The organism is Streptomyces sp. NPDC005820 (genome assembly GCF_040630255.1).
Lineage (GTDB): Bacteria > Actinomycetota > Actinomycetes > Streptomycetales > Streptomycetaceae > Streptomyces.
This window is the reverse complement of record NZ_JBEXXE010000036.1, coordinates 92229-110502: the sequence shown is the minus strand read 5'-3', so window position 1 is coordinate 110502 and position 18274 is coordinate 92229. Positions and strand designations below refer to the sequence as shown.

Annotated in this window: 15 protein-coding genes; 5 read left to right on the top strand and 10 right to left on the bottom strand. The window is 71.9% G+C overall.

Features of this window, described 5'->3' with window-relative positions; genetic code table 11:
- The first annotated feature begins 218 nt into the window (after positions 1–218).
- Both ABZ464_RS36230 and ABZ464_RS36225 read left to right on the top strand, forming a co-directional pair.
- Positions 219–1694, top strand: a complete 1476-nt coding sequence (locus ABZ464_RS36230) for an APC family permease (protein ID WP_359284494.1) — start codon at positions 219–221, stop codon at positions 1692–1694.
- Positions 1695–1707: 13 nt separating this feature from the next.
- Positions 1708–2667 carry a hypothetical protein gene (locus tag ABZ464_RS36225; RefSeq protein WP_359284491.1) on the top strand — a complete coding sequence of 320 codons (960 nt, stop codon included), beginning with the start codon at positions 1708–1710 and terminating at the stop codon, positions 2665–2667.
- Positions 2668–2769: 102 nt separating this feature from the next.
- On the opposite strand, the gene prcB is transcribed toward ABZ464_RS36225, so the two are convergent.
- The 4 genes from prcB to ABZ464_RS36205 form a co-directional block, all read right to left on the bottom strand.
- Positions 2770–3627, bottom strand: coding sequence for a proteasome subunit beta (prcB, locus tag ABZ464_RS36220; protein WP_359284488.1), 858 nt, complete (start codon positions 3625–3627; stop codon positions 2770–2772).
- 78 nt (positions 3628–3705) lie between these two features.
- On the bottom strand, positions 3706–6048 hold the full coding sequence (locus ABZ464_RS36215) for a glycosyl hydrolase family 65 protein (protein ID WP_359284485.1): 2343 nt from the start codon (positions 6046–6048) through the stop codon (positions 3706–3708).
- A complete protein-coding gene (locus ABZ464_RS36210; protein WP_359284482.1) occupies positions 6045–6806 on the bottom strand; it encodes a beta-phosphoglucomutase family hydrolase in 762 nt (253 codons plus the stop codon). The genes ABZ464_RS36215 and ABZ464_RS36210 overlap by 4 nt, the downstream gene beginning before the upstream one ends.
- Positions 6807–6855: 49 nt before the next feature.
- Positions 6856–7251, bottom strand: a complete 396-nt coding sequence (locus ABZ464_RS36205; protein WP_359284479.1) for an SgcJ/EcaC family oxidoreductase — start codon at positions 7249–7251, stop codon at positions 6856–6858.
- 69 nt (positions 7252–7320) lie between these two features.
- On the opposite strand from ABZ464_RS36205, the gene ABZ464_RS36200 reads away from it, so the two are divergent.
- Together ABZ464_RS36200 and ABZ464_RS36195 are read left to right on the top strand one after the other, a co-directional pair.
- A complete protein-coding gene (locus ABZ464_RS36200) occupies positions 7321–7977 on the top strand; it encodes a nucleoside/nucleotide kinase family protein (protein ID WP_359284476.1) in 657 nt (218 codons plus the stop codon).
- A gap of 10 nt (positions 7978–7987) precedes the next feature.
- A complete protein-coding gene (locus ABZ464_RS36195; RefSeq protein ID WP_359284474.1) occupies positions 7988–8617 on the top strand; it encodes a hypothetical protein in 630 nt (209 codons plus the stop codon).
- On the opposite strand, the gene ABZ464_RS36190 is transcribed toward ABZ464_RS36195, so the two are convergent.
- The 6 genes from ABZ464_RS36190 to ABZ464_RS36165 form a co-directional block, all read right to left on the bottom strand.
- The gene (locus ABZ464_RS36190; RefSeq protein ID WP_359284471.1) at positions 8607–10442 is read right to left on the bottom strand and encodes a hypothetical protein; all 1836 of its coding nucleotides are present in this window, start codon (positions 10440–10442) and stop codon (positions 8607–8609) included. The genes ABZ464_RS36195 and ABZ464_RS36190 overlap by 11 nt on opposite strands.
- Positions 10443–10491: 49 nt before the next feature.
- A complete protein-coding gene (locus ABZ464_RS36185; protein WP_359284468.1) occupies positions 10492–12210 on the bottom strand; it encodes a hypothetical protein in 1719 nt (572 codons plus the stop codon).
- A 2-nt stretch (positions 12211–12212) separates the two neighbouring features.
- Entirely contained in the window at positions 12213–13115 is a 903-nt protein-coding gene (locus ABZ464_RS36180) for a carbohydrate ABC transporter permease (RefSeq protein WP_359284465.1), read from the bottom strand.
- Positions 13112–14023, bottom strand: coding sequence for a sugar ABC transporter permease (locus tag ABZ464_RS36175; RefSeq protein ID WP_359284463.1), 912 nt, complete (start codon positions 14021–14023; stop codon positions 13112–13114). The genes ABZ464_RS36180 and ABZ464_RS36175 overlap by 4 nt, the downstream gene beginning before the upstream one ends.
- Positions 14024–14141: 118 nt before the next feature.
- Positions 14142–15470 carry an extracellular solute-binding protein gene (locus tag ABZ464_RS36170; RefSeq protein ID WP_359284460.1) on the bottom strand — a complete coding sequence of 443 codons (1329 nt, stop codon included), beginning with the start codon at positions 15468–15470 and terminating at the stop codon, positions 14142–14144.
- Between the two features lie 275 nt (positions 15471–15745).
- Complete coding sequence (locus tag ABZ464_RS36165) at positions 15746–16879, bottom strand: ROK family protein (RefSeq protein ID WP_359284458.1); 1134 nt, start codon at positions 16877–16879, stop codon at positions 15746–15748.
- A gap of 323 nt (positions 16880–17202) precedes the next feature.
- Here ABZ464_RS36165 and ABZ464_RS36160 point away from each other — a divergent pair, with 323 nt between their 5' ends.
- Positions 17203–18129: a BadF/BadG/BcrA/BcrD ATPase family protein gene (locus ABZ464_RS36160; RefSeq protein WP_359284455.1), complete on the top strand. Its 927-nt coding sequence runs from the start codon at positions 17203–17205 to the stop codon at positions 18127–18129.
- The last annotated feature ends 145 nt before the right edge of the window (positions 18130–18274 follow it).

Sequence of the window (18274 nt, the reverse complement as noted above, 5' to 3'; positions counted from 1 at the left end):
GGGGCGCGCGAGGGGGCGCACGTTACCCACCCGTCAATCTTGAAAGCTCAAGAGGTGGGGTTATCATCACTCGCACACTCGGTGTGACCGTCCCGCGACGCTTAGCGGAACGGTAACCGCCGTGGCTTTCCCCGTCGACGTTGTCCGAGGTCAACCCCTCGGTGCCCGGCGGCGCTCCACCCACACCCCCCATGTGCACGACGGAAAGCAGCACGAGCATGAGCAACAGCACCGGAAGAGGGCTGCAGGCGAACGTCCTCGGCACCTTCGACACGGTGGTGATGGCGGTCGCGGGCAGTGCCCCGGCGTACTCCATCGCCGCCACGACGGCGGTCCTGGTCGGCGCGGTGGGCCTGGCCAGCCCGGCGGCGCTGCTGTACTGCGCGATACCCATGCTGGGCATCGCGCTCGCCTTCAGCCGGCTCAGCCGGATCGATGTGAACGCGGGAGCCAGCTACTCCTGGGTGGGCCGCACCCTCCACCCGTTCCTGGGCTTCCTCAGCGGCTGGGCGCTGGTCGTCTCCGCGACGATCTTCATGGTGGCGGGCTCGCTGCCGGCCGGCTCGATGACCCTCGCCCTCTTCGACGAGGGGCTCGCCGACAACACCGCGCTGTCGACCGTGGTGGGCGCGGCCTGGTTCGTCGTGATGCTGGCGGTGGTGCTGGGCGGGGCCCGGCTCACCGTGCGCGCCCAGCTGATCATGTCGGGCGTGGAGCTGGCGATCCTGGCGCTGTTCGCGCTGCTCGCCTGCTTCCACTCCCAGGACAACGCGCTGCCGTTCGACTGGTCCTGGCTCGGGTTCAGCCACTTCGACGGGGTCTCCGGCTTCGCCTCGGGGGCGCTGGTCGCGGCGTTCTACTACTGGGGCTGGGACGTCACCAGCAACCTCAGCGAGGAGACCCGCAACAGCCGCCGCACGACCGGTCTCGCGGGCCTGATCGGCGTCGGCATCGTGTTCCTGCTCTTCGAGGTGTTCACCATCGCGGTGAACGTCATCCTCAGCGCCCAGCAGATCGACGACAACGGCGCCAATGTGCTCGCCGCGCTCGGCGAGGAACTCATCCCGGGCTGGGGCGGCAAGCTGCTGATCATCGCGGTGATGCTGTCGACGATCGCCACCCTGGAGACCACGCTCATCCAGGTCACGCGTTCGCTGTTCGCGATGGGCCGCGACCGTACGATGCCGTCCGCGCTGGGCCGGGTGCACCGCACCTGGAACACGCCCTGGATCGCGATCGCCGTGGTCGGCGGGGTGGCGCTGGTGCTGTTCGTGGCCTCCAACGCGCTGGGCTCGGTGGGCGACATCCTCGCCGACGCGATCTCGGCGATCGGCCTGCAGATCGCGATCTACTACGGCCTCGCCGGGCTCGCGGCGGTGGTGGCCTACCGCAAGACCCTGCTGCGGTCCCCGTCGGACTTCCTGCTCGGCGGGCTGTGGCCGCTGTTCGGCGCGCTGTTCATGTTCTGGATCTTCGCGGAGTCGCTCGGCGAACTGGAGCCGGCGGCGATCGCCATCGGCATCGGCGGGCTCGCCGTGGGGCTGGTCCCGATGCTCTGGTACTGGCGCAAGGGCAGCGACTACTACCGCCCGGCCCGCCTGGACGCCTCACGGACCGTCGAGGCCGACTACGCGCCCGACGGCCACGCGGCCGCCCACTCCACCGCCTACGAGGGTCTCCCCACCGACTTCTGAGGGGACCCGAGCGATGGCGCGTGACCGCTTCACTCCCGAGTTCGACCCCGACTGCGGGGATGTGTCCCTCTCCTCCGCCCGGCACGACATCGTCATCGGCCGCTGGCAGGGCCTGCGGGAACTGCTGCGCACGACCGGCCCGGACTGGCTCGCCCGGGGCCACCGGGTACGGCTGCTGGCGCAGGTCTGCGCGGGCAGTTCCACGGTGGAGACCTGGCTGGCCGCCGAACCGCACAGCGCGGACGCCCTTGTGCTGCGGGCGGCGACCGAGACCGCCAGGGCGTTCAACCTGGCCATCGCCGCGGGCCGGGGGACGGAGATCGACCAGCAGCGGATCGACGCGGCGGTGCTGGCCTGTCTGTCGGCGGCCGAGGCGTACCCGGCCGACCCCACGCCCTGGGTCTCGCTGATCTCGGTGGCGCGGCTCTACGCGTCCGGGGTGCGCCGGCAGGAACTCGCGCGCTGGTGGGACGAGTTGCACCAGCGCGATCCGTACAGCATGGAGGGACACCTCCAGGTGCTGCACTACTACTCCGCCCGCTGGCACGGCTCGCACGGCCTGATGTACGACTTCGCGCGCGACGCGGCGGGGGTGGCCCCGCCGGGGTGCCCGCTGCCGGTCCTGGTGCAGTACGCCCGGGTCGAGGAGTACCGGTTCGCCGCCGACACCGCCCAGGGCCGGCCCGCCCGGGTGGGGCTCGCCCAGCACTGGAACAACGACGGGGCGGTGAGCGACGTACGGCGCACCTGGGAGCGGTGGATCACCGGGCGGCCGGACTCGGTCGTCGCCCCTGGTGAGCTGCGGGACTTCAACTACCTTGCGCATGCCGCCTGTTGCGCGGATGCGGAGGAGGTGGCGGCGCCGTTGCTCCGGGTGCTGGGGCGGCGGGCGACGCGTGCGCCGTGGTCGTACACCGGGGATCCCGCTCATCAGATTGCGCGGTGGCGGAAGGAGTGGGTCGTGGGGGGTTGAGGGTGCGTGGTCGGGTGCGGGTTCGTCGTGGCTTGTCGCGCCCCGCGGCGGAGCCGCATATGAGCAGAGCCCCGCGCCCCTCAGAAAGAAGGGTGTTGATCGTCACGGGGTTGCGTGGGGGCCGTCCGGCCTCGTGCTGCGGTGTTGCACCATTTCTCGGGTCAGGGTCTCCGTCTCCTCTTCCGGGAGGCGTTCGAAGCCTTCCTCGGTGATGAGTGAGACCCTCGGGAAGATGCGGCGGTTGATGTCCGGGCCGCCGGTGGCCGAGTCGTCGTCGGCGGCGTCGTAGAGGGCCTGGAGTGCGGTCAGGGCCGCTTCCCGGCGGGTCATGTCGGCCCGGAACAGCTTCTTCAGGGCTCCCCGGGCGTACGGGGAGCCGGAGCCCTCGGCGTGGAAGGGCGCCTTCTCGTAGAGGCCGCCGGCCACGTCGAAGCTGAAGATACGGCCCCGGGCGCCCTCGGGGGCGGAGAAGTCGTAGCCCGCGAGGAGCGGGACGACGGCGAGGCCCTGCATGGCCTGGCCCAGGTTCTGCCGGATCATCGTGGCGAGCCGGCGGGCCTTGGCGCCGAGGGTCATCGGGATGCCCTCGACCTTCTCGAAGTGGGTCAGCTCGACCTGGTACAGCTTCACCATGTCCAGGGCGAGGCCGACGGTGCCGGCGAAGGCGACGGCGGTGTGGTCGTCCGCCGGGTGCACCTTCTCCAGGTCGCGCTGGGCGATGAGGTTGCCCATCGTGGCGCGGCGGTCGCCCGCGATCAGGACGCCGTCGCGGTAGGAGAGGGCGAGGACCGTGGTGCCGTGCGGGAAGGCGTCGGGGGCCGCGCGGACGCCGTCGGGGAACGGCGGGCGGGTGGGAAGCAGTCCGGGCCGGTGCGCCGCCAGGAACTCGGTGAAGGACGAGCCTCCCGGTGTGAAGAACTCCCCGCCCAGCCGGCCCTCGTGTCCGTGCTCCGCCGCCATGCCACTCCCCCTCGCCCGTCGCCGTCACCGACATCCCCTACCTACCTGGGCACAGCGGCCGGGAAACACCTGTACGGCTCAACGGCTCTTCGGTGAGCGGTGCGGCGGCTGGGCCGGCGCCTGACGGACCGGCGGGGGCGGTACCGGGCGCATCACGGGGCCGTCCCCGTTCACCGTGAGGGGCGTGCCGTGGTGGCGGATCGTCAGGGGGCCGCCGGAGAGGAGGGTGTACGTCGCCTTGTCGGGGCCGATCTCCACGCGCAGCCGGCTGCCGAGGAGCTGGACGCTGAACGCGAGCCGGCTGAACCGCTCCGGGAGCCGGGGCGCGAAGCGCAGGCCGGTGCCGTCGCGGCGCAGTCCGCCGAAGCCGGCCACCAGGGCGGTCCAGGTGCCGGCGAGGGAGGCGATGTGCAGCCCGTCGCGGGTGTTCTGCTCCAGGTCGGCCAGGTCCATCAGCGCGGCCTCGGCCGTGTAGTCGTAGGCGAGGCGCAGATGGCCGGCCTGGGCGGCGATCACGGCCTGGCAGCAGGCGGACAGCGAGGAGTCGCGGACGGTCAGGGGCTCGTAGTAGGCGAAGTTGCGGGCGAGCTGCTCGTCGTCGAAGTGGCCGCCGCAGGTGTACATCGCGAGGACCAGGTCGGCCTGTTTGACGACCTGTTTGCGGTAGAGGTCGAAGTACGGGAAGTGCAGCAGCAGCGGGTACTGGTCGGGGCGGGTGCCGGCGAAGTCCCAGTGCTGGTAGCGGGTGAAGCCGGCGTGCTGTTCGTGCACGCCGAGCTCGTGGTTGAAGGGGATGTGCACGGCCTCGGCCGCGTCCCGCCAGGCGGCGCTCTCCTCCTCGTCCACGCCGAGCCGGGCCGCCGCCTCGGGGTGACGTTCGACGGCGTCGGCGGCCGAGAGGAGGTTCGCGCGGGCCATCAGGTTGGTGTACGTGTTGTCGTCGGCGACCGCGCTGTACTCGTCGGGGCCGGTGACGCCGTCGATGTGGAAGGTGCCGTGGGTGTCGTGGTGGCCCAGCGAGCGCCACAGCCGGGCGGTCTCCACCAGCAGTTCGACGCCCGTGGTCGCTTCGAAGCCGAGGTCGCCGGTGGCCGCCACGTACCGTACGACGGCGTCGGCGATGTCGGCGTTGACATGGAAGGCGGCGGTGCCGGCCGGCCAGTACGCCGAACCCTCGGAGCCCTCGATGGTCCGCCAGGGGAACGCGGCGCCGCTCAGGCCGAGCTGGGCCGCGCGCTCCCGGGCGGCGGGCAGGGTGTTCTGCCGCCAGCGCAGGGCCTCGGCGACGGCGTCGGGCGCGGTGTAGGTGAGCAGGGGCAGCACGAAGGTCTCGGTGTCCCAGAAGGCGTGTCCGTCGTAGCCGGAGCCGGTCAGGCCCTTGGCGGGGATGGCGCGCTGCTCGGCGCGGGCGCCCGCCTGGAAGACGTGGAAGAGGGCGAAGCGGACGGCCTGCTGGATCTCCTCGTCGCCGTCGACCTCGACGTCGGCGCGGGCCCAGAAGTCGTCGAGGCAGGCCTTCTGCTCGTCGAGGAGGCCCTGCCAGCCGCTGTGTCCGGCGGCGGCGAGGGCGGCCTCCACCTGGTCGCTCATCGCGGGCCGGGAGCGGGCGCCGGACCAGCCGTGCGCGACGAGCTTCTCGACCCGCAGCGTCTCGCCCGGCTCCAGCACGGAGGTGACGGTCAGCCGGGCCACGTCCACATTGCTCTCGCTGCTCGTCGTGGTCCGCTCGGGTCCGGTGACGGTGTGGTCGGCGGCGACGGCCACCCGCAGCCCGCTGCGTTTCGTGCGGTGCACCAGGCGCAGCCGGTTGCCGACGGCGACGTCCTCCTCGGGCTCCAGCGGCGACTTCAGGGCGCGGGCGGCGCGCGGGTCGCCGTTCGGGTCGGGCAGGCTCTCGTTGGCGACCAGCTCGGACTGGATCACGACCCGGGAGCGGGCGCCGACGGCCTCCACCTCGTAGGCGACGGCGGCGACGGCCCGCTGGGTGAGGGAGACCAGCCGGGTCGAGCGCACCCGGACCGTGGTGCCGGCCGGGGAGGTCCACTCGCAGCTGCGCTCCAGGACGCCGCGGCGCAGGTCCAGCACCCGCTCATGGGCGACGAGGCGGCCGTAGCGCAGGTCGAAGGGCTCGTCGTCGACGAGGAGTCGCAGGACCTTGCCGTTGGTGACGTTGATGACGGTCTGTCCGGACTCCGGGTAGCCGTAGCCCGCCTCGGCGTAGGGCAGGGGGTGGAGTTCGTGGACGCCGTTGAGGTAGGAGCCGGGCAGGCCGTGCGGTTCGCCCTCGTCGAGGTTGCCGCGCCAGCCGACGTGCCCGTTGGACAGGGCGAAGACCGACTCGCTCTGCGCGAGGACGTCGAGGCCCAGGGCCGTCTCGCGCACGCACCACGGCTCCACGGTGTACGACCGGTGGGTGATCACGCCCGCCCTCCCCGCTGCCGAAGGTCCGCGAGGTCCTCGAGGTCCCTGACGACGACGTCGGCGCCGTGCGCGTACAGCGCGTCGGTCTGTCCGACGCGGTCAACGCCCACGACGTACCCGAAGTTCCCGGCGCGCCCGGCGTCCATCCCGGCCAGCGCGTCCTCGAAGACGGCCGCCCGGGTCGGCGGGACGCCGAGGTCGCGGGCGGCGGCGAGGAAGGTGTCGGGGCGCGGCTTGCCCGGCAGGCCCCGCTCGGCCGCCACGACCCCGTCGATCCGTACGTCGAAGAGGTGCTCGGCGCCGATCGAGCGCAGGACGTCCCGGGTGTTGGCGCTGGAGGAGACGATCGCCGTGCGCAGTCCCCGCGCGCGGGCCGCCTCGATGTAGTGGAGGGTGCCGTCGTAGGGCCGGACGCCCTCGGTGCGGATCTTCTCCAGGAGGATCTCGTTCTTGCGGTTGCCGAGGCCGTGGACGGTGGGTGCGTCGGGCGGGTCGTCGGGACCGCCCTCGGGCAGGTGGATGTCCCGGGAGGCGAGGAAGGTGCGCACCCCGTCGGCGCGCGGGCGGCCGTCGACGTACTCGTCGTAGTCCTCGCCCGCGTCGAACGGGCGGAATCCCGCGCCCTCGCGTGCGTGCAGGAAGGCGTCGAAGGTCTCCTTCCAGGCGGCCGCGTGCACCACGGCCGTCCGGGTGACGACCCCGTCGAGGTCGAAGAGGCAGGCCTGGATGGCTTCGGGGAGGCCGAGCGTCGTCGTCATACAGGGTCCGGTTCCCCGGGATCCGCGCAGGTATGACGTCGGTCGTGCGTCAGTCGTGGGGGAAGGAGTGGTGTTCGTGCGCGATCAGCCAGCGGCCGTGCTCCTTGCGCAGGCCGAAGGTGAGACGCAGCCGCAGGGTGGGGCTCTCGGCGAGTTCCTGCGGGGTTCCGCAGCGCAGCAGGGCATGGGCGTAGGCGACGTCGTGGCCTGCGGTGACGTCGAGGGTGTCGATGTCGAAGCGGGCGCCCTGGGCCTGCCAGGCGAAGAACGGCGGCCAGCAGGCGCGGTAGGCGGCCAGGCCCCGGATGCCCTCGTGCGGTGCCGGCACGTCGTACATGACGAGGTCCTCGGCGTGGCCGGCGAGGACGGCGTCGAGGTCGCCGCGGTGGACGGCGTCGGCCCAGCGGGTGATCAGGGTGCGGATCTGTGCCTCGTCGTCGGACACGGTCGCCCTCCTTTCCCTCCCTGTCGATCTCTGCGGGTCTCCTTCCAGGAGACTGCGACACTCTGCTGTGTGCTCACTTTCGACGATCTGCTGCACCGGGCCCGTTCCCTCGCCGGTTCCGGCAGGCCTCGCGCGCTCCTCGGGATCGCCGGCAGCCCCGGCGCCGGCAAGACGACCCTCGCCGAGCGGCTGGTACGGGAACTGAACGCCGGCGGCGGGCCGTGGGCGGCGCAGGTCCCGATGGACGGCTTCCACCTCGCCGACGCCGAGCTGGAGCGGCTCGGCCGCCGGGATCGCAAGGGTGCGCCGGACACCTTCGACGCGGCCGGGTACGCGGCGCTGCTGCGGCGGCTGCGGGAGGAGCCCGCCGACAGCACGGACGTGGTCTACGCGCCGGGTTTCGAGCGGGTGCTGGAGCAGCCGCTCGCGGGGGCGATAGCGGTGGAGCCGGCCGCCCGCCTGGTGGTCACGGAGGGGAACTACCTCCTGCTCGGCACGGGCGCGTGGGCGCGCGTGCGGGCCGAGCTGGACGAGGTGTGGTTCGTCGAGTCGGACGAGGAGGAGCGGGTACGGCGGCTGATCGCGCGGCACGAGGAGTTCGGCAAGGGGCACGAGGAGGCGGTGGCGTGGGTGATGCGCAGCGACCAGCGCAACGCCGAGCTGGTGGCGGCCACCCGGGACCGCGCCGATCTGCTGGTCGGGTCCGGTGTCAGTGGCCCGCGCTAGCTTCGGGAACATGATCGAAGGCATCGTGTGGCTGGCGGACCTGGACGGCGGGGCGTCCGGGATCGTGTTCGCGCGCGGCATCTCCCCCGAGGAGCTCGCCGTGCGGATGGGGGCGGCCCCGGACGGGCCGGTGGAGACCGGCACGGAGGACGAGGTGTTCGGCCTCCTGGTGGCCTGGTACCGGCCCGGCGGGCACCGGGACGGCCTGGTGCGGGTGGGCGAGAGCGCGGGGTGGGCGTTCGCCGCGGAATACGGGGACTCCCGGGGTGCGGCCCGGCTCGCGGAGATGTCCCGGGGCGGCGTCGAGGCCGTGCGGTACGAGCCGGACGGGGACGACGCCCCGGAGCCGCCCGCCGTCCACTACGCGCGCGACGGCGAGGTGCTGTGCGGGTACGGGCTGTCGGCGGAGCACCGGCGCTGGGGACCGAGACGCAACCTGCTGGTGCCCGAGCTGGTCGCGGCGGGGATCCTCGGCCCGGGCGGGAGGACGTACCTCCCGCCCGAGGACGGGCGGCCCCGGACCGCGTACCGGCGCAGCCTGGGCGTCCTGGAGCGCCGGTTCGGGCTGTCGCTCCCGCCCCACTGCCTCCGGGACGCCCGGCTGCCCGCCCACCTGCTGCGGACTCCGGTCAGCGGCTGACGGCGGCGCGCAGCGTCAGCTGCGGCTCGGCGTGTGCGTCGTCCGGTCCGAGTACGGCGGTGAAGGCGTCCGTGGTCACGGCCAGCCCCTCCCGCGTCCACGCCACGGACACGCCGGACGGCTCCTCGGTGCCGTAGCGCACCGCGAAGACATGCAGGTCGTCCGGGGCATCGGCGACCGGACCGGCCTCCAGGGCGCTCGACCGCACGAGGTGGGCCCAGCCCTGGTCCGGGTTGCCGTAGCCGCGCGGGTCCTCCGCGAGGGCGAAGGCGGCCTGTTCCTGGGTGAGCTCGGCGCGGGCGTCGAAGTGGTCGGGGCCCGTGGCCTCGGGGTGGGTCAGGCGCAGGGTGCCCGCCGAGGAGACGGGCGCGTGCGCCGTACGCCGGACCCGGTCGCCGTCGTCCTCGGCGTAGGGCAGGCCGGCCAGCAGGTAGGGGCTGCCGTCGAGGCGTTCCACGGCGACCGTCGTCCACAGGGTGGTGCCGTCGGTGACGTACAGGGAGCGCACATGGCGCAGGACGTGGTCGCGGCCGACGACCGGCTTGGTGACCAGCTTGGCGGTCAGCCCGTCGGCGCGGACGTCGCGGACGCGGACCTCGCCCATCGGGCGGCACAGCAGGAAGCCGTCGGTGACGGGGCCGAAGCCGTGCTGGCGGTGCACGGCGGCGGGCAGCAGATAGCTGCCGCCGGCCTCGATCACGGCCGGGGTCATCCGGTCGTCGAAGGCTACGGAGACCGTGCCGGCCCGCAGCTGGTGCCGCGCTGCCCGGGTGGACGGCTCCCGATGCCAGGGGGTGGTGTCCTGGATCTGCCAGACCAGCATCCACGCGAAGTGGCCGTCGACCCCGCCGTCCGGCTTGACGGCGTGCCGGGCCCAGCGGCTGTCGCCCCGGTAGCGGCCCAGGTCGGAGCCGATGCGGGCGCCGAAATAGCGCAGGCCGAGCACGGACTCGAAGGCGGAGTGCTGCTCGCTGTAGCGGGGGCCGCCGTTGTCGAAGCCGCCGTGCGTGAGGCGGGCGTCGAGGTAGCGGGCGAGGGCGTCGCCGTCCTCGGCGAAGACGTCCTCGCCGCTGATCCGGTGGGCCTGGGCGAGGAAGGAGAGGGAGATGGGGCCGTAGTTGTTGTCGTAGGCGCCGCCGTGCTCGGGGGGCAGGAGGGCGCCGCGGTCGGCGACCCGGTGGGCGCGGATCTTCTCGCCGTACAGTGCGAGGGCCCGCGCGCGGACCGGCTCGGCCTCCTCGGGGGCGAGGTGCCGGGCCAGCATCAGTCCGCCCACCACACAGCCGATGGCCTGGTTGCCGGCCTCCTGCGGGTTGAAGAAGGTGGCCTCGGTGAGCCAGCTCCAGTAGCCCCGCGCCACCTCCAGCAGTGCGGCTTGCTGCTTGTCGTCGACCAGTCCGTCGGCCAGGTCGAGGAGGTTCACCGCCTGGAGCAGCGCCCACACCGTGCTCGGCCAGTCACCGATGGGATGCGCGCCGGCCGCGAGGGTGTAGCGGGCGTAGGGCAGACCGGCGTCGCGGAGTCTCAGGTTCGGGTAGCCGGGGTTGTCGTCGCGGTAGACCCGCTCGTCCAGGTGGAAGGCGAGGCTGTGGCGCACCGCCTCGGGCAGCCGCGGGTCCTTGCCGCGCTGCCAGGCGAGGGCCAGCAGGGAGGTGATGCCGAGGGAGGTGTCGCCGATGTCGTCGACGCAGTCGGGGTGTTCGAGGCTGCCCTCCGGCGTGAGGCGGGCCAGGGCCTGCTCGACGACGTCGGCGAGGACGGCGTCGTACGCCTCCGGGGTGTCCGGAAGGTCGTGCAGCGGGGCGCGCTGGTGGAGGAGGTGCACGGGGATCAGTCCTTCATGCCTGAGAGGGCCATGGCGTGGGTGGTCGGAGTCACCCGACGGGTGCGGGCCGGTGGGCGCGCAGGGCGACGGTCAGGGTGTGCGGGCCGTGTCCACCGAGGTGGACGCGGTTCCCGGTCGTCGCGTCGGTGCCGCCCACCACGGTGTAGTCCTGCCCCGGGTCGTACCGCAGTACGTCGCCGCGGTCCGGACCGGCGAGCGGTTCGCCCGCCTCGACGCCGGCCTCGATCCGGATCTCGTCGTCGCCGACCCGGTAGGTCATCGGCCCGGTGGTCAGGCACCAGCGCCCGTCGCCGATCGGTTCGGCGCCCTCGAGTACACCACCGGGCCGGAAGGTCAGTTCGAGGGCCCAGGGCACCCGTGGTCCGCTGATGTCGATCCGCAGGTCGGCACCGTCCTCCCGCAGGTCCACCTCGACGCGGGTCGTGTGGGAGACCTCGTCCCGAGGCCGGTCCGGGAAGGCCATGGCGGCCGAGAAGCGTCCCTCGTCCGCCATGCGGTAGGCGCCGTCGTCCTGCCGCCGCTGCGGCGGCAGCGGCCGGTAGTAGGCGGCCGTGAGGGTTTGGGTGAGCAGGTACCGGTGGTCGGCGGGCCGTCGCACGGCGGCGGCGCGGAACGGGCCCAGGTCGAAGAACCCCCGCGAGAGACGGACCGCGTCGAGGACGGCGGCGCCGGCGAACAGACGCAGGAAGGTGGGATTGCAGGCGAGGCCCGAGCGGATGCGCCGGTGCTCGGGCACGTCGGAGCCGCCGTACACCACCGTGTGCGCGGTGGCCGAGGCGCGTGCGGCGAGACGGGCGGTGCTGAGGTAGCGGTCGCGGGGCAGTGTCTCCCGGGCCGGAGCGGGCAGTGGCCGGCACAGGTCCGGGGTGAGGAGGGTCTCGGCGAGCAGACCGGGGTCGTCGATGCCGGCGGCGGCCGCCAGCCGGGCCGCCCGGCTGAAGTCGCCCCGGCCGGTGCGGACCGCGAGCAGCCGGTAGTGCGGCAGATAGGGCGCCAGCGGGAACGCGTGGTTCTGGTCCTGCCGTCGCGAGTGGACGGTCTCCACCGTGCCGTCCGGCCTGATGAGGTCCAGGGTGGCGGTGAGGTTGCGCTCGACGGCGTCCCGCAGGTCGGCGCGGCCGAGGACGTCGGCCAGCAGGAGCAGCGAAGGGTTGGAGACGTGGGCGGCGTAGTTGGCGCTCCGTTCCGAGTACAGGCCGTCCGCGTCGATGTCGACGCCCTCGGAGAGCCACTCCTCGATACGGGCGAGCAGCCGGTCGTCGGGGAACGACCGGTGCAGCCGGGCCAGCGCCGCGCACAGCTCCCAGCGGTGGTTCGGGGTGTGCACCCCACCGGTCAGCAGACTGCCGGAGGCGGCGTCGGCGATCTCCGCGAGCGCGGCCGTGACCTCGTGCAGTTCCGGCCCCGCCCCGGCGGCGAGGACATGCGCGTCGCACACGTCGTTGACGGTGAAGGCCGAGTCCGGCGGCGACTGCACGTTGTCGCCGCCGGCGAAGAGGCCGGTGGTGGTCTGCACGGCCCGCAGGGCGCGCAGGTGGGTCGTCGTGGCGGCGATGGCCCGCCCGCTGCCGCGCAGTGCCGAGTCCTCGGAGAGGTACGCCGCGACCAGGGTCTTCACCCGGCGTGCCAGACCACGGTGCGACACACCGGCGGGTTCCCCGCCGGGGCCGGCCGCCGTCGGGGCGGCGAGCCGGTCGGCGGCGCGCGCCGCCGCGCGGACGAACTCGTGGTCGAGCGGGGTGGGCAAGATCAGTCCTTCAGTCCGGCATTGATGTCGGCGCCCATGACGTAGCGCTGGAAGACCAGGAAGATGGCGATCAGCGGGATCATGGAGATGACCGAGGCGCCGAGCAGGACCGACCAGTTGATGTTCTGTGCGCCGACGATGCTCTGGATGCCGATCTGCACGGTGAACTTGTTGGGGTCGTTGAGCATCAGCAGCGGCCAGATGTAGTCGTTCCAGCGCCACTGGAAGGACAGGATGGCCAGCGTCAGCATGATGGGCCGAGAGAGCGGCACCATGATCCGCAGGAAGATCGACAGCTCCTTGGCGCCGTCGATGCGTGCCGCTTCCACGAGTTCGTCGGGAACCGTCAGGAAGAACTGGCGGAACATGAAGCATCCGGTCGCGGTGAGGACGGCCGGGAGGATGATGCCGGCGAACGAGTTGTAGAGACCGAGGTTGCGGACGACCAGGAACTCCGGGGCGAGCATGACCTCGGAGGGCAGCATCGTGGTGGCCAGGATGCAGATGAAGAAGACCTTGAGCCACTTGTTGTCGTACTTGGCCAGGGCGTAACCGGTGCAGCAGCTGACACCCACCGTGAGGATCGTCGTGATCACGCACACGATGGCCGTGTTGATGAAGTACTGCGAGAAGTTGGCGCTTTCCCACGCCGCCTTGAAACCCGACAGGGTGGGGTTGTGCGGCACCAGCGTCAGCGGATAGGAGAACAGGTCGCTGGCCGGTTTGAGGGAGCTGAGGACGAACCACAGCACCGGGAACCCGTACAGGCACGCCATGATCCACAGCAGTGTCGTCGCGGACACAGCCTGCCGGAGGCCACCGGTGGCAGCACCGCGGGGGCGCTTCTTGGAGACGGGTCGTCCGGGGCCCTTGTCGACCGGGGGTGCCATGTCTGTGGTTGTCATCGGTTCTCCACCCGCCGGTTGACGATCAGCTGGACGATCGCGACGGCCATCAGGATGAGCATGAGCACGAAGGACGCGGCGCTCGCGTAGCCGATCTGGCCCCGTTTGAAGCCGGTCTCGTAGATGTACTGGACGAGCAGGTTGTTCGACGTGCCGGGTCCGCCGTTGTTGAGGGCGACGAACACCGGGTATTCCTTCATCGCGTTGATCGTGTTGAGCAGGATGACGATGAACGAGGTGGGCGCGATGCTCGGCAGCGTGATGCTGAAGAACTGGCGCCACGGTCCGGCGCCGTCGAGCGAGGCCGCCTCGTAGTACGACACCGGTACGTTCTTGATCGCCGCGATGAACAGCAGCATCGAGAAACCCGTCCAGGCCCAGGAGGCCGCCATGACCACCACGATCAGCGACAGGTCCGCGTCCGACTGCCACGGAACGGCGCTTCCGCCGAACTTCTCGATGACGTAGTTGACCAGTCCGAAGTTCTCACCGAACATCCAGCGCCACAGCACACCCACGACGATGGGCGACAGCAGCCACGGGATGAAGAAGACGACACGGGCGACCGACCCGCCCTTCGCGTGCTTGCTCACCACCAGGTTCGCGGCGAGCAGCGAGACCACGAAGTTCAGCGGGACGAAGAGCACGGCGTACAGCAGCGTCCGGGTCAGCGCGTCGTAGAAGGTGGAGTCCCCGAACAGGTTCGAGTAGTTGTCCAGTCCGATGAACTGGAACGCCCCCACGCCCGTGTAGTTCGTGAACGAGTAGACGAGCCCGATCACCGCCGGCCAGACGAAGAACAGCGCGAAGAGCACGACATTGGCCGCGATGAGGACGAGCGGCGCAAGGGTGTACTTATTGCGTCTCCTGGGCGGGCTCACGGACACGTCCGAGGCGCGTTTTGTCATCTTCCTGACTCCGTGCTGGTGGAATGGATTCCTGTGGGCTCAGGCCATGAGCCCGGCGTCACATGGACCGGCCAGGGCCGGGCGGCGGTGTCGGGACACCGCCGCCCGGCCCTGTGGCTTACGAGGCGCCGCCGACCTGCTGGTTGTAGCCGGCCACGATGTTCTCCAGGGCCTTGTCGGCCGACTGCTGACCGTTGATCGCCTTGCCGAGCTCCGTCTTCGTCGGGTCCTCGGTGAGGCTCTTGCCCTTCAGCACCCAGTTCGTCTGCGCGGTGTTGAAGTAGCCGGAGATCGGCGCGTAGAGCGGGATCTCCTCGTTGTACAGCTTGAACGCCGCCTGCGCCGCCTCGGACGTGAAGGGGTACTCCGGGTTCAGACCGCTCTCGACGGGCAGGAAGCCGGACGTCTCACAGAGCGTCTTGTAGTGGGCCGGCTCGTACAGCCAGGACAGGAACTTCTTCGCGGCGGTGGCGCCCTCGCTGTTGTTGTTGAAGCCCACCGTCATGCCGCCGCTGTTGACGTCGCTGGCCTGCACCGGCTGGGCGGGGGTCGGGACGCTCGCCCACTCGAACTTCTTGATGCTGTCCGCGAAGGAGGCGACCTGCCACACGCCGGACCAGTAGGCGACCACGTCACCGCTCTGGAACATGGCGGACGGGTCGGCGCCGCTGGTCCACACCGACTTCGGCATGGTCTTGTCGTCGTTCCATCCGACGAAGGTGTTCACGGCCTTCTTGGTCGCCTCGTCCACCGAGAACTTGCCGGAGGAGTCCGCGTGGACGTACTGCCCGCCCATCTCGTACACCATGGCGCGGAGCCGGGACGGCGACTGGTCGAAGGTCAGCGAGTACTTGGCCTTGGTCTTCTCGCGGACCTTGTTCGCCGCCGCGATGAAGTCGGTCCAGGTCCACGTCTTGTCGGGCGAGGCCGGGAAGGAGACGCCGGCCTTCTCGAACAGGGTCTTGTTGATGAACAGGCCGGACGCGGTGACGTCCGAGGGGATGGACAGCACCTTCCCGGACGAGTCCTTGGCGAGGAAGTTGGCGTTGATGTTGTTGCTCTTGTTGTTGGCGATGGAGCTGAGGTCGATCAGCTTGCTCGACCAGATCGGGTCCAGCGCCGGCACGGCGGCGACGTCGGGCAGGGAGTTCGCCTGCGCGGCGTTGTGCAGCTTCGTCGTGTACCCGTCGTACGGGATGTTGACGAGCTTGACGTTGACGCCCTCTTCCTTCTTGTACTGCGCCACGAGCTTCTTCCAGCCCGCGTCCTGCCCCGGAACCGTGGAGATCCAGAACGTCAGCGACTTGGCGTTCCCGCCCGATTCGGAGCCGCCTCCGCAGGCGGTGAGCATCAGGGCACCTGCCGTGGCCACGGCAGCGAGGGGAACCAGGCGGCGCATGCCGCCGCGGCCGAGACGGCGGGAGCGCCGCACACCCACAGTGGTCATCTTCGATCCCTTTTCGTCATACGAGACGGAGCACGGCGCCGACCGAGCGGCACGGGTGCATTGTGCAGAAATTTGCTTTCCGGGGGCGCGGCCTCGCCCGGCCGCGTCTTCCCTGTGGGTGCGTTCCCCGGCCTCCTGGGCCGCCGCCTCGTGAGCACGCCCTCACATGGCTGCCGTACATCTTCGTGTACCGGCGGGACGCTCTTCCCCAAGCCGATGTCCCGACCGACTTAGAAAGCGCTTGTCCGGACATTGGCAGACCGAGTCGGAAGGCGTCAATCCTTGGGCCGCGCGGCCTGGGTCACGGTTTGGACTCCCCGGGCGACCGCGAGTCTCGCGGCGCCCGCGACCGTGCCGAAATCGCCGACCGTGCTGCTCACCACCTCGGTGGGCCAGCTCAGCCGGTTCAGCTCGGCCCGGACCCCCGCCAGCAGGCCCGGATCGGCGCCGGTGCTGCCGCCCAGCACGATCAGGCCCGGGTCCAGCACGGCCGTCACGGCGGCGGCGAGCCGCCCCACGTCGACGGCATGGCGGTCGACGACGGCACGGGCCGTGGCCCGGCCCTCCCCGGCCAGGGCGAAGAGCCGGTCCGTGGTGCGCGGACACGGCCCGTCCCGCTCCGCCCAGGCCTCCTTGGCCCGGCGCAGCAGGGAGCGGGCCCCGATGTACTCCTCCAGGGCCTCCCGGCGCGGCTCACGGCCGTCGTCCCAGGGGTAGGGCAGCCGGGCGAGCTCACCGGCGGCGCCGTTCGAGCCGCGCAGCACCTGGCCGCCGACGACGATGCCGAGACCGATGCCGACGCCGATCCGCAAGTAGCCGAAGGTGTGCCGGCCGCGGGCGGCGCCCTCGTGCAGCTCGGCGAGCGCGGCGCAGTTGACGTTGTTCTCGAGATGGACGGGCACGCCCGGGGGCAGGGCCACGGCCATCGCGTCGAAGACCGGGCCCGCCTTGGCGGTGGCCGGGCGCATCCCGCTGCCCTGGAGGTCCCGCGCGGTGACGTCACCGACGGCGACCACGATGGAGCGCAGCGGAGCCCCTTCGGGCAGCGCGGCGAGCGCCTCGCGTACGGCGTCGGCCGCGTCCTTGCGGGGGGCGGTGGCCTCGGCGAGCAGGGTGCCGTCCAGGGCGCAGCCCCTGACCCGGGTGTGCGCGGGGCCGAGGTCGACGGCCAGGACGGCGCCGGCGACGGGGCCGAGACGGTATACGGCGGCGGAGCGGCCGGTGCCGCTGGAGGCGGTGCCGTAGTGCGCGGCGAGCCGGGCGCCCTCCAGCTCCGCCACGGCGGAGGAGACGGTCGGCTTGGAGAGCCCCGCCAGACTGGCGAGCTGCGGCCGGGTGGCCCTGCTCGCCTGGGCCAGCACGGCGAAGACCGCGCTGGCGCTCTCGGTCAGGCGGGGGGCTTCCGCCACGTCGTGTTCCACAGTTTCCCCCACACGGGTACCGGGCCGCGCACCCGGCCGATCGGATCGGCGGGCTGCGGCGAAAGGATGCGACGACGGCGCGCGTTCCCGCCCCGCGACGGCCCGGAAGGGGGCCGCGGAGGTCGAGTGCGCGACTTCTCTTGACGCACTGTACTTCGTTAGTTAACTTCCTAACGAACTTCACGGTACTCGCCTGCCGTGCTCGTCAGAAGCCCGTCCCGGGGCTTCCCTAGTTCACCAGAAACCCGTAATTCCGCAGGTCACGGTTTCGCCCACCGTCGCAGCTCGTATGCAACGACGAAAGAGGATCCGTGCAGGACTCTCCCCCTTCGTGCCCCCTCGTGGTCGGCGTCGACGTGGGCGGTACCAAGACGCATCTCCGCGCGATGGCGGGTGAGGACGTCGTGGCCGACCGTGTCGGACCCAGCAGTGGCTGGCGGCCGCACGACACCGCGGCGGCCGCTCGCTGGCTGGCCGCGCTCGTCCACGAGTCGCTGCCCTCGGGCGCGCGCCCCGCCGCGCTCGCCGTGGGGGCGCACGCCTGCGAGACCCCCCGGCAGTGCGCGCAGATCCGCGCCGCCGTTCAGGAACTTCTCGGCGTTCCCGCGCACATCGTGGGCGACGCCGAGCTTCTCGTGCCCGCCGCGGGACTGGACAAGGGGGCCGGCCTGGTGGCCGGCACCGGTTCGGTCGCGGTGGGCCTGCTGCCCGACGGCACCCCCGTGCAGGTCGGCGGCTGGGGCGCGGTCCTCGGCGACGAGGGCGGCGCCGCCGGACTCGTCCGGGAGGCGGCCCGGGCCGTATGGGCCGCCCATGACCGCGGCGCCGAGCCGGACGCCCTCGCGGCCGGTCTCCTCGCCGCGTTCGGCGTACCCGAGGTGCCCGCGCTCGGCGCGGCCCTCGAAGCCGCTCAGGACGTCTCCGCCGAGTGGGGCCGGCACGCGCCCGTGGTCTTCGCGGCCGCCGACGCCGGCTCCGCGCCCGCCCGTGCCGTGATCGCCGAGGCGGGCGCGGCGCTCGCCGCGCTCGTCGCCCGGCTCGCCGCCCGCGGGGTCGCGGTCGACGACGTGGTGGTGGCGGGTGGCACGATCCTGCACCAGCCCGCGCTCCACGAGGCGTTCACCGCCGCGCTCCGGGCCGCCGTACCGGGAGCGCGCCCACGGCGGCTGACCGGGCCGCCGGTCCTGGGCGCGGTGGCGCTCGCGCGGGCCCTCCTGGGAGAAACCGCGCTCCTGTGAGAAACCGCTCTCCCGTTCACCCACAGGTCATGTACCGGTCGCCGGGCCCTCGCAGAAGCGACACAGCCCGGCCGTAGATCTTCGCTCGTACGCGTCATCCGGCTCAGGAGTCGTCACCAGGCCCACGAGCCGCACGTGATCACAT

Bases quoted from the DNA above. Each gene is read 5' to 3' on its own strand.
- ABZ464_RS36230 (WP_359284494.1), top strand. From the start codon at position 219: ATGAGCAACAGCACCGGAAGAGGGCTGCAGGCGAACGTCCTCGGCACC.
- ABZ464_RS36225 (WP_359284491.1), top strand. From the start codon at position 1,708: ATGGCGCGTGACCGCTTCACTCCCGAGTTCGACCCCGACTGCGGGGAT.
- prcB (WP_359284488.1), bottom strand. From the start codon at position 3,627: ATGGCGGCGGAGCACGGACACGAGGGCCGGCTGGGCGGGGAGTTCTTC.
- ABZ464_RS36210 (WP_359284482.1), bottom strand. From the start codon at position 6,806: ATGACGACGACGCTCGGCCTCCCCGAAGCCATCCAGGCCTGCCTCTTC.
- ABZ464_RS36195 (WP_359284474.1), top strand. From the start codon at position 7,988: ATGATCGAAGGCATCGTGTGGCTGGCGGACCTGGACGGCGGGGCGTCC.
- ABZ464_RS36180 (WP_359284465.1), bottom strand. From the start codon at position 13,115: ATGACAACCACAGACATGGCACCCCCGGTCGACAAGGGCCCCGGACGA.
- ABZ464_RS36175 (WP_359284463.1), bottom strand. From the start codon at position 14,023: ATGACAAAACGCGCCTCGGACGTGTCCGTGAGCCCGCCCAGGAGACGC.
- ABZ464_RS36170 (WP_359284460.1), bottom strand. From the start codon at position 15,470: ATGACCACTGTGGGTGTGCGGCGCTCCCGCCGTCTCGGCCGCGGCGGC.